The organism is Virgisporangium aurantiacum (assembly GCF_016863635.1).
GTDB lineage: Bacteria > Actinomycetota > Actinomycetes > Mycobacteriales > Micromonosporaceae > Virgisporangium > Virgisporangium aurantiacum.
Genome location: NZ_BOPG01000032.1, coordinates 100628 through 115552 on the forward strand (window position 1 = coordinate 100628; position 14925 = coordinate 115552).

General features: G+C 73.2%; 13 protein-coding genes. 8 read left to right on the top strand and 5 right to left on the bottom strand.

Going from position 1 to position 14925, the window contains the following annotated elements:
- Window position 1 precedes the first annotated feature (1 nt).
- The gene (locus tag Vau01_RS25355) at window positions 2–1489 is read left to right on the top strand and encodes a glycoside hydrolase family 130 protein (RefSeq protein WP_239151837.1); all 1488 of its coding nucleotides are present in this window, start codon (window positions 2–4) and stop codon (window positions 1487–1489) included.
- On the opposite strand, the gene Vau01_RS25360 is transcribed toward Vau01_RS25355, so the two are convergent.
- A complete protein-coding gene (locus tag Vau01_RS25360; protein ID WP_203997029.1) occupies window positions 1476–2069 on the bottom strand; it encodes a DUF1989 domain-containing protein in 594 nt (197 codons plus the stop codon). The genes Vau01_RS25355 and Vau01_RS25360 overlap by 14 nt on opposite strands.
- Before the next feature lie 36 nt (window positions 2070–2105).
- Between Vau01_RS25360 and Vau01_RS25365 the strand changes: the two genes are divergently transcribed.
- On the top strand, window positions 2106–2774 hold the full coding sequence (locus tag Vau01_RS25365) for a GntR family transcriptional regulator (protein WP_203997031.1): 669 nt from the start codon (window positions 2106–2108) through the stop codon (window positions 2772–2774).
- 6 nt (window positions 2775–2780) lie between these two features.
- Here Vau01_RS25365 and Vau01_RS25370 read toward each other — a convergent pair whose 3' ends face one another.
- Complete coding sequence (locus Vau01_RS25370; RefSeq protein ID WP_203997032.1) at window positions 2781–3182, bottom strand: SSI family serine proteinase inhibitor; 402 nt, start codon at window positions 3180–3182, stop codon at window positions 2781–2783.
- A gap of 105 nt (window positions 3183–3287) precedes the next feature.
- On the opposite strand from Vau01_RS25370, the gene Vau01_RS25375 reads away from it, so the two are divergent.
- From Vau01_RS25375 to Vau01_RS25385, 3 genes are read left to right on the top strand one after another with little or no spacing between them, the layout of a single operon-like run.
- The gene (locus tag Vau01_RS25375) at window positions 3288–4757 is read left to right on the top strand and encodes a gluconokinase (protein WP_203997033.1); all 1470 of its coding nucleotides are present in this window, start codon (window positions 3288–3290) and stop codon (window positions 4755–4757) included.
- A gap of 26 nt (window positions 4758–4783) precedes the next feature.
- Complete coding sequence (locus Vau01_RS25380; RefSeq protein WP_203997034.1) at window positions 4784–6094, top strand: radical SAM protein; 1311 nt, start codon at window positions 4784–4786, stop codon at window positions 6092–6094.
- Window positions 6095–6117: 23 nt separating this feature from the next.
- Window positions 6118–7260 carry a hypothetical protein gene (locus Vau01_RS25385; protein ID WP_203997035.1) on the top strand — a complete coding sequence of 381 codons (1143 nt, stop codon included), beginning with the start codon at window positions 6118–6120 and terminating at the stop codon, window positions 7258–7260.
- Here Vau01_RS25385 and Vau01_RS25390 read toward each other — a convergent pair.
- Window positions 7257–7655: a hypothetical protein gene (locus Vau01_RS25390; protein ID WP_203997036.1), complete on the bottom strand. Its 399-nt coding sequence runs from the start codon at window positions 7653–7655 to the stop codon at window positions 7257–7259. The genes Vau01_RS25385 and Vau01_RS25390 overlap by 4 nt on opposite strands.
- Window positions 7652–8017, bottom strand: coding sequence for a hypothetical protein (locus Vau01_RS25395; RefSeq protein WP_203997037.1), 366 nt, complete (start codon window positions 8015–8017; stop codon window positions 7652–7654). Before Vau01_RS25395 ends, Vau01_RS25390 begins: the two co-directional genes overlap by 4 nt.
- 112 nt (window positions 8018–8129) lie before the next feature.
- On the opposite strand from Vau01_RS25395, the gene Vau01_RS25400 reads away from it, so the two are divergent.
- Window positions 8130–10406 carry an Hsp70 family protein gene (locus tag Vau01_RS25400; RefSeq protein ID WP_203997038.1) on the top strand — a complete coding sequence of 759 codons (2277 nt, stop codon included), beginning with the start codon at window positions 8130–8132 and terminating at the stop codon, window positions 10404–10406.
- Entirely contained in the window at window positions 10403–10945 is a 543-nt protein-coding gene (locus Vau01_RS25405) for a hypothetical protein (RefSeq protein WP_203997039.1), read from the top strand. Before Vau01_RS25400 ends, Vau01_RS25405 begins: the two co-directional genes overlap by 4 nt.
- Window positions 10946–10953: 8 nt before the next feature.
- Here the strand turns inward: Vau01_RS25405 and Vau01_RS25410 are convergent, their stop codons facing one another.
- Entirely contained in the window at window positions 10954–14082 is a 3129-nt protein-coding gene (locus Vau01_RS25410; RefSeq protein ID WP_203997041.1) for an AfsR/SARP family transcriptional regulator, read from the bottom strand.
- A gap of 193 nt (window positions 14083–14275) precedes the next feature.
- Here Vau01_RS25410 and Vau01_RS25415 point away from each other — a divergent pair, with 193 nt between their 5' ends.
- Window positions 14276–14815, top strand: a complete 540-nt coding sequence (locus Vau01_RS25415; RefSeq protein WP_203997043.1) for a hypothetical protein — start codon at window positions 14276–14278, stop codon at window positions 14813–14815.
- The last annotated feature ends 110 nt before the right edge of the window (window positions 14816–14925 follow it).

The window sequence follows — 14925 nt, forward strand, 5'->3', positions numbered from 1 at the left end:
GGTGCCCCGACAAGCGACCGCGGTGCCGCTGGCGACCCGCCAGGACGCCACGCTGGTCCCCGATCCGCGCCGGGTCATCGCCAAGCTGTTCGTGCCCGGTGAGGACTCGGCCGTCGGCCGTACCCGCGCGCACGATCTCATCGACCGCATCGCCGCCCTGGGCGAGGACGAAACCGGCCGGCTGCTCCAGCAGACCCTCGACCGGTTCGGCGCCCGGCACCGCGACCTGACCGACGCCTTCGAGCACCACTTCGACCTGGTCCGGCACCGGGTGGACCGGTCGACCGAACTGTCCGCCGCCGCCCGACTGCTGGTCGGCGCCTACTTCACGCACGAGTACGCCGTCGAGGCGGCCGCCCTCTGCAACCCGTCCATCGTCGCGCATCCCGACCAGACCGAGCTGTCCTCCGGTCAGCTCCGGGTCGCGGTCAGCGTGCGCCAGATCGGCGAGGGACACGTGTCGTCGATCGGCTTCGTCACCGCGGTCCTCGGCCCCGGCGCCCGCATCGACGTGGCCGAGCGGTCGGGTCCGCTGATCGCGGGCCGGCGGGTTCCCGCGCAGCACCGTCGGGACCTGCTCGCCGCCGGGCTGGCCGACGACGGTTGGGACAACGAGGTGTCGGCCACCGTCCTGGGATCCCTTCCGGAGCGGTTCGACGAGGCGACGTTCGAGCGGACCCTCGCCGGCCTCCCGGCCGACCTGCGATCGCGGTCCACCGCGGTCGGAACCCTGGAACAGGTGCGCCGCACCGCCACCGTCGGCTACGCCACCGAGTTCCCCGCCGACACCCTTCTGCACCAACGGATCCTGTGGCCGGCCACGGCGGTGGAGAGCAACGGAATGGAGGACGCCCGGTTCGTGCGGTTCGTCGACGACGACGGACCGGTCTACCGGGCCACGTACACCGCCTACGACGGCCGGCACATCGCGGGTTGGGCGGTGCGCAGCGACGACCTCCGCCGGTTCGAGTTGACGCCGATGCGCGGCCCCGCCGTCCGCAACAAGGGAATGGCGCTGTTCCCGCGCCCGCTCGACGGGCGGCACCTCGCCCTGTGCCGGGCCGACGGCGAGACCACCGGACTGACCGTCCTCGACCGCGAGAACCGTTGGCAGACACCGGTTCCGCTGCACCGCCCGCACCGCGGGTGGGACCTCATCCAGGTCGGGAACTGCGGATCACCGATCGAGACCGACGCCGGGTGGCTCGTCCTCACCCACGGCGTCGGACCGATGCGCCGCTACGCCATCGGCGCGCTCCTGCTGGATCTGCACGACCCCGCGCGGGTCATCGCCGAACTCCCGGACCCCGTCCTCGAACCGGACGAGTCCGAACGGGAGGGCTACGTGCCCAACGTCGTCTACTCCTGCGGTGGCCTCATCCACGCCGACGTCCTGTGGATCCCGTACGGGGCGAGTGACACCCGCATCGGGTTCGCGACCGTGCCGGTCACGGCGATCCTGGACCGGATGCTGCTCACCCGGCGCTGATCTCGACGCCGAGCGCGCGGACCCGGCCGCCGTTGGCCTTGGCCGCCGGGCAGGCGGTGACCGCCACGACGACGTCGCGCTCGGCCACGAACGTCACGGCCTGGCCCGCCCGCACGGTGGGCGGCAGGACGGTCAGCCGGCCGTCCGGCGCGATGTCCACCCGCATGAAGACGTTGAACGCGATCGTCACGGTGGCCGCCGGCACCCCGAACGTCGCCAGCGACGAGGTCAGGTTGTCGAGGCAGTTCGGGTGCGCGTCGGTCACGCCGTAGCCGATCTCGTACATCTCCTGGCTGCACGGCGCGTACAGGAAATCGTGGTGGCCGGCGTCGTCGGCGACGATGCGCAGCAGGGGACGGCTGCGGCGCGAGTACAGCACCGAACCGGTCGACAGGTGGACGCTGTCGCCGTAGTCGAACGTCCGGCCGTTGCTCAGCCCGTCGGCGGGGTTGTCGGCGGCCACGGCGAACACGTCGCCGGTCTGTCCACCCTCGACGTCCACGACCCGTAGCCGGGTGCCCGCGCCGAGCTCCCACGCGATCCCGGAGCCGGCCGGCACCGTCCGATTCTCGAAAGTCATTGTATACAAATAGCATGCGATCCGTATCCTGACGGCATGCCACAGGCCAACGAACGGGTGGGCGGCCCCGTCGCCATCCAGCAGCGGATCCAGGAACTGATCATGAGCGGGGCCTTCGGGGGTGGCGACCGGCTCGTCGAGGAGGACCTGGCCGCGCGGCTCGACGTCTCCCGCACGCCCGTCCGCGAGGCACTGCACGCCCTGGCGGCCCGCGGGCTGGTGGCGAGGGCCAGCCGCACCTGGACCGTCCGCAAGCTCGACGTGCGCGACGTGCGGGAGATCTACGAGGTCCGGTGCGCGCTGGAGTGTGCCGCCGCCCGGCTCGCGGCGCTACGGCGCTCGGCGGACCACGTCGACGCGATCGACGGGGCCAACCGGTTCAGCCGGACCGTTCTCGCCGGCCCGGCCACCGACTTCACGCCGGCGAGCTTCACGCCGGCCAGCGAACGCGTGCACGGCCTGATCGTCCACGCGGCGAACAACCAGCGGCTGGCGCAGGAGATCGAACAGTCCCAACTCGTCTACTTCAGCCGCCCGATCGCGGCGATGTACTCCGCACCGGAGATCGAGGAGTCCATCGCCGAACACGAGGCCGTCGCCCGGGCCATCACCGACCAGGATCCCGACGCGGCCGACGCCGCCATGCGCCACCACATCGAACACGCCCTCGACCACGTCGTCCGCAAGCTGGCCTGGCTCACCTGACCCGGGTCAGAACGTGAAGACCCAGCCGAGCTTCGCTCTGGCCACGCACCAGTTCGCGTGCAGCTCGTCGTAGTTCACCGGATCGCCGAACCAGTGGCCGGTGACCGTGGTGCGGATCGCCCAGCCCTGCACGCCCTGGCAGCTGAGCGGCCGCCCGGGCAGCGATTCGATGTCTCCGCCGGCGGCCGTGAGGTCTCCGCAGGCGAGGACCGGGTCCAGGTACCACTCCTCCCCGCCGCCGGCCGGGTCGCAGGTCAGGGTGGTGGTGAACACCTGGTTGGACGCCGCCGGCGCGCTCCAGGACAGGGTCAGCACGGCTCCCGGCGCATCGGCTGAGGCTGAGGCGGGGGACGCGGCCGCGACGGCCGTCGCCAGCAGCACGGCCGCCACGAAGGTACGAGCAATCATGGTCTCATTTCCTCCTTGCCATCGCGCGGAACCCCAGCCTCGGCGACGCCGTTGCAGTGCCGTTGCAGCGAGCTGATGACCTCCGGTTGGGGTTAGGGTCCCCCAATGACCCGGACCGACGACGACGTCGCTCTCGACGCGGCGCTGGATCCGCTGGTCCTGGCGGTGGACATCGGGTCCACCGCCACCCGGGGCGGTGTGCACGACGCGTCGGGCCGGCGGGTCCACGGCCTGCAGCACAAGGTGCCGCACGCGTTCACGGTAGCGCCCGACGGCAGTTCGGTCATCGATCCCGATCAGATCACTTCGGAGGTCGAGCAGGTCCTCGACGCGGTGACCGGCGACCGCCGGCTGAACACCCGCATCGCCGGCGTCGCGATGGACACCTTCGCCGCCTCGCTGATCGCGGTCGACGCGGCCGGACGCGCGCTCACCCCGTGCCTGACCTACGCCGACTCGCGCAGTGCCGAGGCGGTCACCGCGCTGCGCGCGGAACTCGACGAGCACGCGGTGCAGCAACGCACCGGCACCCGCCTGCACACCAGCTACCACACCCCGCGGCTGCGCTGGCTCGCGGCCGCCCAACCGCGGATCTTCGCCGCGGCGGCGGGCTGGTGGTCGCTGGGGGAGTACGTCCTGGCCCGGCTGGTCGGGCACCCGCTCGCCGGCACGTCGACGGTGGCGTGGACCGGCCTGCTCGACCGCCGCACCGGCGAGCTCGACGCCGAACTGCTGGCCGCCGCGGGCGTCCGCGCCGAGCAGTTCTCCCCGCCGCGGGACCTTCCGGACCCGGCGTCGGCGCACCGGCCCGGCCTGGACCGGGCCGTGTGGTTCCCGGCCATCACCGACGGCTTCGCCAGCAACGTCGGGTCCGGGGCGACCGACGCCACGGTGCTCACCGCGGCGACGGCCACCAGCGGCGCGCTGCGGGTGCTGCTCGACGGTCCGGCCGACCCGCTGCCGTTCGGGCTGTGGAACTACCGGGTCGACGCGCGCCGCACGCTGCTCGGTGGGGCGATCAACGACGTCGGTCGCGCCGTCAGCTGGGCAATGAGCACGCTGCGCCTGAGCCCGGACCTCGCGGCCGTCCTCACCGCGCCGCCGAGCGACGCCACGCCGCTCGTGCTGCCGTACCTCACCGGTGAACGGGCGCCGGGCTGGGTCGGCGGGGCGCGTGCCGTGCTCGGCGGGGTGTCCGCAGCCACCGACGGCGACGCCCTGTTCCGCGGGATCGTCGAGGGCGTGGCCATGACGTACGCGCGCGTCGCCGACGAGCTGCGCCCAGCGGCCCCGCGGGTCGTGGAGGTCGCGGCGGCGGGCCGGGTCAGCAACGACCGGCCCGAGTGGCTCCAGATCCTCGCCGACGTCCTCGGACGACCCGTCACGCACGTGACCCGCCGGCGCGCCACGCAGCGCGGCACGGCGCTGCTCGCGCTCGACCTGCTGGCCCCGGACGTCCCGCGGGCGTCCCGCACCACCGGTGTGACGTACGAGCCGCGACCCGCGTACGTCGACCACTACGCGGACCGGCGGGCCCGGTTCGCCGAGATCTACGACGCACTCGTGCGCGGCTGAACACCGCCCGGCCTATCGTGGGGCGGGTGAGCACGCGTACCGACCTCGTTGAGAGCCTGATGAGCCGTTTCCCGGACGTGCCGAGGGAAGCCGTCATCAAGGAGGATCTCCTGCGCGGCGGCCTGGCCTTCGACGACTCGGCGCTGTCCGATCCGGAGGGCGGCGACGTCAAGCCCAAGTCCTACTTCATCTTCTCGTTCGACCACCGGACGCTGCCCGAGCTGGGCACCGCCGCGCTGCGCCGGCCGCCGGAGGAGATCGTGCTCACGGGCGGACCGTACGACCTGCGCCGCACCGTGGTCTCGGTCCGCACGAACCCCGACTCCCCGTACCGGGTGGGGACGGACGACGACGGCCGCATGCGCCTCCACCTCGACGGCCGTCCGATCGCCGACGTGGGGCTGCCGCCGATGCCGAACTACTACCGGCACACGCTGGCCAACGGGAAATCGGTCATGGAGGTCGCACCGACCATCCAGTGGGGTTACCTGATCTACCTGACCGTGTTCCGGGTCTGCCAGTACTTCGGCGCCAAGGAGGAGTGCCAGTACTGCGACATCAACCACAACTGGCGCCAGCACAAGGCCGCCGGCCGCCCGTACACGGGCGTCAAGCCGGTGGACGAGATCCTGGAGGCGCTGGCGATCATCGACAAGCACGACGTCGAGAAGACCTCGACGGCGTACACCCTGACCGGCGGCAGCGTCACCTCACACGTGGGCGGCAAGACCGAGGCCGACTTCTACGGCCAGTACGCGCAGGCGATCGAGGAGCGCTTCCCCGGCCGGTGGATCGGCAAGGTGGTCGCCCAGGCGCTGCCCCGGGCCGACGTGCAGCGCTTCAAGGACTACGGCATCCAGATCTACCACCCCAACTACGAGGTGTGGGACAAGCGGCTGTTCGAGCTCTACTGCCCGGGCAAGGAACGCTACGTCGGCCGGGAGGAGTGGCACCGCCGCATCCTCGACTCGGCCGAGGTGTTCGGCCCGCGCAACGTCATCCCGAACTTCGTGGCGGGCGTCGAGATGGCCGCCCCGGACGGCTTCACAACCGTCGACGCGGCGATCGACTCGACCGCCGAGGGGCTGCAGTACTTCATGTCGCGCGGCATCACCCCGCGCTTCACCACCTGGTGTCCCGAACCCACCACGCCGCTCGGCAAGGCCAACCCCCAGGGCGCGCCGCTCGAGTACCACGTGCGGCTCCTGCAGACCTACCGGGCGATCATGGAGGCCAACGGTCTCACCAGCCCGCCGGGCTACGGCCCACCCGGACCCGGCCGGGCGGTCTTCTCGGTGAGCTCGTTCATGGACAGCCTTCCGGCCACGACCCCGTAGCCGCGACTGACTAGATTGGCGCGATGACCGCCATCGAGGACCTGATCCAGCAACGCCGCCCGGGGCCGGCGGTGCCCGGCCGGATCGGTCGCCATGACGTGCTGGTCGAGGCGACCGGGTTCGGCACGAGCGTCTACGAGATCCGGGGTGGACGGGTGCTCACGCTGCGTGCCAACCAGGGTTACCGCGAGGACGTCGCCGCCGCGCTGCTCGACGCGGTCGACGACCTGGCGGACGCCGACGACCTCGGCTCGACGGTGTGGGTGCGCCCGCTCGACGTCCCGGACTTCGCGTTGGACCGGGCCGTGCTGCTCGGCCCCGGGTACACCGACTTCTTCGACCGCACGCCGCTGGCCGACCGCGGCCTCCAGGTGATCCCGGTGCACCGGTCCGAGGTGGTCGAGGGCGAGGAGTACGAGTCCTTCTGGCCCGGGGTCATCGGCAAGAACCTGGGCATCCGCCACCACGACTGGACCCGCGCGCCGGCGCCGCGGGCCGACGTGCGGCGGCTGGACTCGGGCGCCGGCGGCCTGTACCGGCACAACCGCCGCAGCCGCCGGAGCGCGAAGCCCGCGCTCGTCAAGGCGGAGTCGGTGCTGAGGCGCGACCTTCCCGGCCTGCTGTCCGGTGTCGAGGTGTCGGCCATGGACGTGCGCGGCCACGACCTGCGGCTGCGCCGCGAGTGGGACCGGCTGCGCGGCACCCTCCTCCTGTCGGGCGCGACGGAGGCCGTCGAGGTGGACATCCCCCGGCACGCCGCCCCGGACGTCTTCGGCCCGCTCTTCGGCGGCGCCGACTTCGACCCGGCCACGTTGACGGCGGCCGCCGCCGGCCCGCCCGAGGAGATGCTCGAGATGCGGGTCAACGACGCGGGGCGCCGCCGGCACGACAACGAGGACCACCCCGCGACCCTGGACGAATGCCTGCGCTGGCTGCGGGCGCTCGGCCACGTCGACGGCAACTTCCTCGTGTTCGCGGGCCGGTCCGGCGGCATCGTGCAGATGATGTGGCAGGACGGGCCGGACGGGCCGCGGCTCTGGCTGGAGACGCCCAATCCGTCCCGGGGCCGCCACGTCACCCTCGACGAGGCCGAACGGATGATCACGATCCTCGCCCGTACCGACCGGGTCGCCGTCGACGACCTCGGCGATCTCGAGACCGTCTAGCCGCCCGGGCACCCGGTGCCGCCGCTCCTCGGAATGCACTGCGTGACGCGGGGCGCCGGCTCCTGATCGGTGGGCACGTCGCCGATCAGCGGTGCCGTGGTGGCACCGGCCGCGATCGACACCACCAGGTAGATCGACACCATGCCCACCAGGGCGCCGACGAAGTGCCGGATCCAGTACCCGTCGCGGGCCGACCGGGCGAGCACCAGGCCGGCGACCGGCAGCACCAGGTTCAGCACCAACGCCGCCACCAGGAACCTGTCGGTGGTCGCCCCGAAGGCTTCGGCCGCCGCGGACGTCGGTAGGTGCGGCGACGACATGCGTCGAAGCAGCCCGACGACGAGCAGGAACGGCACACCGTAGAGCCAGCCGAAGAACACTGCTGCACGCGTCACCGGAAACCCTGCCCGGCCGCGACCAGCGCGGCCACCCCGACCACGCCGCACAACGCCGACACGGTGCCGGTGACGACCGGCCAGCGGACAACCCGGGCCAGCAGCGCGGCGACCGCCACCGTGACGACCGCGGCGCCGAGCAGCACCGGCAACCCGACGAAGATCATGAACAGGCCGACCTGCTCGACCGGGCTCAGGCAGCTGAACATCGCCGAGCAGTCCCGGCCCGGCGCGACCGGCAGGCCCGACCAGGCCACGAGGACCGCGGCCGGCACCACGACATACCAGCCCAGCGCGACCAGCAGGCTGGACCGGAACACCGCACCGTGCGACGCCCGACGCGGCGTACCACCATCATTCATGCCCCGAATCTCGCAGGGCCGACGGCTCCCGCCTATCCGCCTTCGTACTCATCCGGCCTGGGTAGCAGCCGCTTCCTGAGACCGCGTGACACGCTTCTATACGCTCTGCCGGGTGGGCAGCGGGTACACGCTCGGAGTCGACTTCGGCACGTCCAACACCGTCGCCGCGGTCGTCGACCCGGACGGCCGGGTACGGCACCTGCTGTTCGACGCGTCGCCGCTGCTCGCCTCCGGGGTGCTCGTCGATGCCGGGACGGTGCTGACCGGCTCCGACGCCGCGCAGGGGATGGTGTCCCGGCCGGCCGCGTTCGAACCGCACCCGAAACGGCGGGTCGGCGAGGGGACGGCCTGGCTCGGCGACCGCGAGGTCGAGGTCGCCGACCTGGTGGCCGCGGTGCTCGGTCGGGTGGCCGCGGAGGCCCGGCGGCTGACCGGCGGCCGGACCGTGCCGGCCGTGCTGACCCATCCGGCGGCGTGGAGCCGGTCGCGCCGGAGCGTCCTGGAGACGGCCGCGGACCGCGCCGGCCTGACGGTGAGCGGGCTGGTCGCCGAACCGGTCGCGGCCGCCGCGTACTACGCCGAGGTCCTCGGCCGGCGGGTGCCGCCCGGGCGCGGCCTCGTGGTGTACGACCTGGGCGCGGGCACGTTCGACGTCGCGGTCGTCCGGGTGTCGGACGACGGCTACGACGTGGTCGCGGCCGACGGTCTGGAGGACGTCGGCGGGCTCGACCTCGACGCGGCCCTCGTCGCCATCGCCCGTGGCCTGACCGCCCGCGACCAGACCACCGGGCCGGCCTGGGACCGGCTGGACACTCCGGGAACCGTCGAGGACCGGCTGGCCCGGCAGGCGTTGTGGCGCGACGCCCGGGCGGCCAAGGAGCAGCTCTCCCGGCACCCGACCGCGAACCTGCGGGTGCCGATCGCCGGGGCCGAGCTGCACGTGACCCGCGACGAGTACGAGGCGGCCGTCCGACCCCTCCTGGAGCGGACGGTCGCCCTCACCGCGGCCACCGTGCGGGCCGCCAACCTGGGTCCGGACGGCGTCGCGGCGGTCCTGCTCGTGGGCGGCGCCAGCCGGACGCCGCTCGCGGCCACCCTGCTGCACCGCGAGCTCGGGGTGGCACCGACCACGATCGACGTGCCCGAACTGGTGGTGGCCGAGGGGTCGCTCTACCTGCGGCCGGTCCCGGCACCGGATACGACCGCGGCGGACGCGTGGCCACCGCTGGAGCCGGATCCCGGCCCAGCGCCGGCGCGCCCGCGGCGCCCGTCCCGTCGGTCGATGACGGCCGCCGTGCTGGCCGTCGTTCTGGCGGTGGCCGGCCTGGTGTATTTCTGGCCGTTCGGCGACGATCCCGGCGGTACGCCGAACGGCTCGCCGACGTCCACGTCGCCGTCCAGCTCCACCTCCACCGACGGCCGGGCCACCGGTGACGGAACCACCGGCTTCCCGCGCATCGTCGCCGACGGCGGGCCGATGGAGGGCCACGGCGAGCGGGTCAGGGCCATGGCCTTCGCGCCCGACGGCAGCACCCTGGCCAGCGGCGACGCCCATGGATTCGTCCGGGTGTGGGACCTCAAGACGCACAAGTCCCGCGGCCCGGGACTGGCCGGCCACACCAACGCCGTCACGGTGGCCTTCAGCCCCGACGGCGACACCCTGGCGACCGGCGACGGCCGGACCATCCCGGCCGACACCCGCGAGACGTCGGTGCGGCTGTGGGAGCCGCGCGAGGACTACGGCAAGGGCCCGGTGCTGGCCGTCCCGGGGCTGGCGGTGCTCAGCGTCGCGTTCAGTCCCGACAGCGCGATGCTGGCCAGCGGCGGCGCCGACGGTTCGGTCCGGCTGTGGCGCCGGCAGCCCGCGGGCGCCGTCGGAGCGGCGCTGACCGGCCACACCTCCCGGGTGCTGAGCGTCGCGTTCAGCCCGGACGGCAGGCAGGTGGCCAGCGGCGGCGAGGACGGCACGGTCCGGGTGTGGGACGTGTCGACCGGCCGCGCCGTCGGCCAGCCGCTCCGCATGGACGCCGAGGCCTTCGCCGCCATCGTGCGGTTCAGCCCGGACGGCCGCCTGCTCCTCGCCGGCGGGACCGACGGCACCCTGCGGGTCTGGGACGCCGCGACCCGCCAGCCGCTGGGCGATCTGGGTGACGGGCACAACGACACGGTCGCCGCCATGTGGTTCAGCGCCGACAGCCGCACGGTCACCACGATCGCGGTCAACAGTTCGTTCATGATCTGGGACCTCGCGTCCCGGACCGGGGCCTACATGGCGACCGTGCCCGGCCAGCAGGAAGGCCAGCTCGACAGCGTCGCGTTCAACCGCTCGGGGGACGTCGTGGCGACCAGCCGGGGCGGCGCCGTCTTCCTGTGGAGGCTCACGCCATGACCCGCTCCCGCGCGCACGTCCTCATCTGGTCGGTCGTGACCCTGGTGGCGCTCGCCGGGTGCGCCGGCCCGACGGCGCGCCCGGGCACCGGTCAGCAGGCCGTGCCGACGCCGGCCGTTTCACCGTCGGGTTCGCCGGCGGCCGCGTCATCGGCGAGCCCGGGCGCGCCGGGCGGTGACCAGCCGCCCAACGCCGGCGACAACTCCGCGTGGAAGCAGCGTGGCGAACTCTCGCCGGAGGATCGCCGGGCCGGCGACGAGGCGGCGGCGCGGATCACGCCGGTGCTGCAACGGTTGCGCGCCGCCCAGGAGTTCGCCCTCGACGCGACCAGGAAGGCGCTGCTCGATCTCGGTTTCCCGGCCGAGACGGTGCTGGTCAAGCAGATCGGGGACGCCCCGTACCCGCCGCCCGGCGCGGTGTTCGCGGTGCGGGTCGGCGAACGGGCCTGTGTCATCGGCGATGTCCGACCCTCCCGCCTGCTGGTGCAGGTCGCCGGGTCCAACCCCGAGTTCGGCTGCCTGGAACCCACCACCCACTGACGCCGGCGTCACCGGCTCCGGGCCTTCTCCAGCGAGTCGCGCAGCGTCGCGTGGTCCCGGTTCCATCCGGTCTCGGCTTGGATGTCGAGCGCGAGCGCCGCGTGCCGGGCGACCGTCGCCAGGTCGCCGCGGTCGAGCCCGATCTCGGCGAGCGCCGCCAGGGCCCGCCCCTCCAACACCCGGAACCCGCTGGCCCGCGCGGCCTCCAGGGTCCGCAGGAGGGTGGTCTCCGCGCCGGGATCGCCGATCCGGTATTCGGCCGTGGCGAGGTTGATCGCGGTGTCGACCTCGATGTACCGGTGGCCGGGGGCCACCGCATAGCGGTGGGAGAGGCGGTGGTGCAGGACCGCCTGCGCGTCGTCGCCCAGCGCCTCGTACGCGGTGGCGAGGGACTTGTGGACCCCGGCCGCGTAGCCGTGCTCGCCCGGAAGCCGGAGCTGCGCGCACGCCTCCAACGCCTCGTGGAGCGCGCCGTCGGCGTCACCGTTCGCGCAGCGGATCGCCGAGATCAGTGCCCGGGCGTGCACCTCGACGTCGTGCTCGCCGGCCTCTTCGGCGATCCGGCGCGCCTCGGCGGCGGCGTCGTGGGCCCCCGCCCGGTCGTCCATCAACAGGAGCACCTCGGCGAGGTTGGCCAGCGCGGTCGCCTGCCCGATGAGCCAGTTCCCCGCGCGCAACCGCGCCACCGCGTCCCGGAACAGCTGTTGCGCTTCCCGCAGGCGGCCGAGGCACGCGTACGACACGGCCAGGTTGAGCAGGGCGACCGCCTCGCCGCGGCCGGCGCCGACGGCGCGCTGGGCGGCGAGCGCGGCCTGCTGGTACTCCACGGCGCGCGGCAGGTCACCCAGCCCGGTGAACACGATCGCGGCGTTGCTGAGGATCGTCGCCTCTCCCTCCGCCCACCCGGCGCGCCGGCTCAGTGCCAGCGCCTCCTCGTAGTGGCGGGCCGCCGTCTCCAGGTCGCCGGTGTTGTACGTGCAGTGGGCGAGGTTGAGCGCCGCACACGCCATTCCGGCCAGGTCGCCGGCGGCCTCGGCGGCGCGGTACCCGGCCTCCGCGATGAGCTGCCACTCCGTGACCGTGCTCTGCAGCGAGCAGTAGCCGCGCGCCGCGTCGGCGATCAGCCACGCGGCCGGGTGGCCACGGTCGGCGGCTTCGCGGCAGGCGGCGACGAGGTTCGGCAGTTGGGCGCCGAACCACGCGAGGGCCTGCGGACGGGTCAGCGTTCCGGCCGGTGCCGGTGTGACCGACGGCAGGCGCAGGGTCTGCGGGTACAGCACCTGCGCCGCGGCGTCGGCGGCGTCGACGTAGTGGGCGAGGAGACGGTCGAGGGCACTGTCACGGGTCGCCGGATCGTCGGCGCGGACCCGGTTCCGGGCGTACTCGCCGATCAGATCGTGGAAGGCGAACCACTCGTCCGGTCCACCGTGGAGCAGATGCGCCGCCGCGAGCCGTTCGAGGCCCGCCCGCGCGTCCGCGACGGACCGACCGGCCAGCGCCGCGGCCGACGGCGGCGTGACGCCCGGGCCGGGCACCAGTCCCAGCAACCGGAACAGCTCCTGCTGCGGGCCGGTCAGGGCCGCGTACGACAGGTCGAACGCGCGCCGCACGGCCCGGTGCTCGTCCCCTTCGGTCTCCAGCGCGTCGAGCCGGTTCCCGCTGCGCAGTTCCTCGACGTAGCGCGCCAGTGCCGGCAGCCGGCGCTCGGCCAGGTTCGCCGCGGCGATGCGCAGCGCCAGCGGCAGGTACCCGCACGCCGCCGCGAGGTCGGACATGGCGGCCGGCGCGGCGTCGCCGACGACCGCGGGGTCGAGGACGCGCTGGAGCAGGTCCACCGCGCCGGTCTCGGACAGCGGGTCGAGAACGAGATGACTGGCCGCGTTGTGGGCGATGAGACCGGGCATCCGATTCCGGCTGGTGACCAGCACCACGCATCCCGCGGTGCCGGGCAGCAGCGGCCGTACCTGCTCCACGGAGCCGGCGTTGTCCAGGACGATCAACACGTTCCGGCGGGCCAGCACCGAACGGTAGAGGGCGGCCGCCTCGTCGACGTCGGCCGGGACGCGGGCGGGCTCGGCGTCGAACGTCCGCAACAGCCGGCCGAGCGCCTCGCGCGGCTGTACCGGCCGGCCCGGGTGAAAGCCGCGCAGGTCCAGGAGGACCTGCCCGTCCGGGAAGCGGTCCGCCGCGCGATGCCCCCACTCGACGGCGAGCGCCGTCTTGCCGACGCCCGCGACGCCGACGATCGCCACGACCGGTGCCGCGCCCTGTGACGTCGTGAGCTCGTCGAGGCGGCCGAGTTCGGCGCCGCGACCGGTGAATCCGTTGGTGACGGCGGGAAGTTCGGCCGGCGTCACCCGGGGGCCGGCCTCCGCGGCGGTGACGACCGGACGTTCCAGCCAGCCCTCGCGGCGGAGAATCGCCCGCTCGGTCCGGCGTAGTTCCTCGCTCGGGTCGACGCCGAGCTCCTCGGCCAGGGTGTCGCGGGCCAGCCGGTAGGTGTTCAACGCGTCCGCCTGCCGCCCGGCCCGGTACAGGGCCACCATCAGCAGCCCGTAGAGCCGTTCCCGGTACGGGTGCTGGCGTACCAGCTCCTCGATCTCGGGCACCAGGTCGCCCGCGGCACCGCACCGGAGGTCGGCGTCGAACCGGTCCTCCAGGGCCGCGAGCCGCTGCTCCTCCAGCCGGGTGGCCTCGGCGGCCAGAATTCCGCCGGACACGATGCCGGCGAACGGTTGTCCGCGCCACAGCGCCAGACCGTGGTTCAGGAGGGCGCGGGCGGTCGCGGCGTCGCCGAGCCGCAGCGCCGCCGCACCGTCCCGGGCCGACCGCGCGAACTCGACGCTGTCGACGGCGGCCGGATCGACGGCCAGCACGTAGCCGACCCGACGGTTACCGAGGACGAGACCCGCGCCGAGCAACCGGCGCAGGCTCTGCACGTAGGCCCGGAGGTTCTCGCCCGCCGACGGCGGGGGAGGCGGGTCCCACACCGCCTCCACCAGTTCGTCGGTCGTCACCGTCGCGCCGGGCCGGCAGGCCAGCAATGCCAGCAGGAGCCGTTGCTTGCGAGGGCCGAGTGGCACCGACGAACCGGCGCCGTCGACGACCTCGACCGCACCCAGAACCCTGAACCTCACCCCGGCATCCCCCGTCCGTCCGCCGTGCCCGCCCCGATCCGACCGGACGCAACCTACCGGTACCGATCAATGCCGATCAACCGAATGACGGCCGGACACACCACACGATCGCCACACCCGAGGCGCTATACGGTTTCTATACGGTGCCCTCCATACAGTGTGCGGCGATTCCGACACCCTTCATGGAGGCTTCGTGTCCACGTACCAGCAGACGACACACCATCAGGAGCAATTCACCCCCACCGGATCGGCCGCACGGCCGACGACGTTGACGGTGGCGGTCGGTGCCGCCATCGCCGTCGCGGTGCTCAACATAATCAGCGCGATCGCCATCATCGCCTCGGTGTCCGACCTGGTTCGCCAGCAGATCGCCGACAACCCCGGGCTCGGCGAGCCACCGATCGACCCGGCACTGGTCGACATGACGTCCGACCGGGCGCAGGGGCTGGAGACGGTGTATTCGGCCCTCGCGTACGGCATGGTCTTCTGGGCGCTCGCGCTCGCGGCGCTCGCCTATTTCGCGCTGCGTGGTGGACGCGTGACGCGCATCTTCGCCACCGTGATCCTCGTGGTGACGGCGCTGTTGAAGGGCGCCGACGCGTTCATGTCGCTGTCCACGATCTCGTTCATCGCCGACATCCTCGTCGGTGTCCTGGCTCCCGTGGCGATCGTCATGTTCTTCCTGCCCGCGTCGAACGCCTACGGCAGGCTGCGGCGCGCCGCGCGTCGCTGAGTTCCGGCGACTTCTCGTCGCCCTTTCTTCGCACTTTCCTCGACCTTTCACGCCGCGGACGCGGACTTGAGAGATCTGCAATGTCGGGCGGCCACTGTGGCGTATCGACA

Coding starts and splice junctions, on each gene's coding strand:
- Vau01_RS25360 (WP_203997029.1), bottom strand. CDS start 2,069: ATGACTTTCGAGAATCGGACGGTGCCGGCCGGCTCCGGGATCGCGTGG.
- Vau01_RS25365 (WP_203997031.1), top strand. CDS start 2,106: ATGCCACAGGCCAACGAACGGGTGGGCGGCCCCGTCGCCATCCAGCAG.
- Vau01_RS25370 (WP_203997032.1), bottom strand. CDS start 3,182: ATGATTGCTCGTACCTTCGTGGCGGCCGTGCTGCTGGCGACGGCCGTC.
- Vau01_RS25375 (WP_203997033.1), top strand. CDS start 3,288: ATGACCCGGACCGACGACGACGTCGCTCTCGACGCGGCGCTGGATCCG.
- Vau01_RS25385 (WP_203997035.1), top strand. CDS start 6,118: ATGACCGCCATCGAGGACCTGATCCAGCAACGCCGCCCGGGGCCGGCG.
- Vau01_RS25395 (WP_203997037.1), bottom strand. CDS start 8,017: ATGAATGATGGTGGTACGCCGCGTCGGGCGTCGCACGGTGCGGTGTTC.
- Vau01_RS25405 (WP_203997039.1), top strand. CDS start 10,403: ATGACCCGCTCCCGCGCGCACGTCCTCATCTGGTCGGTCGTGACCCTG.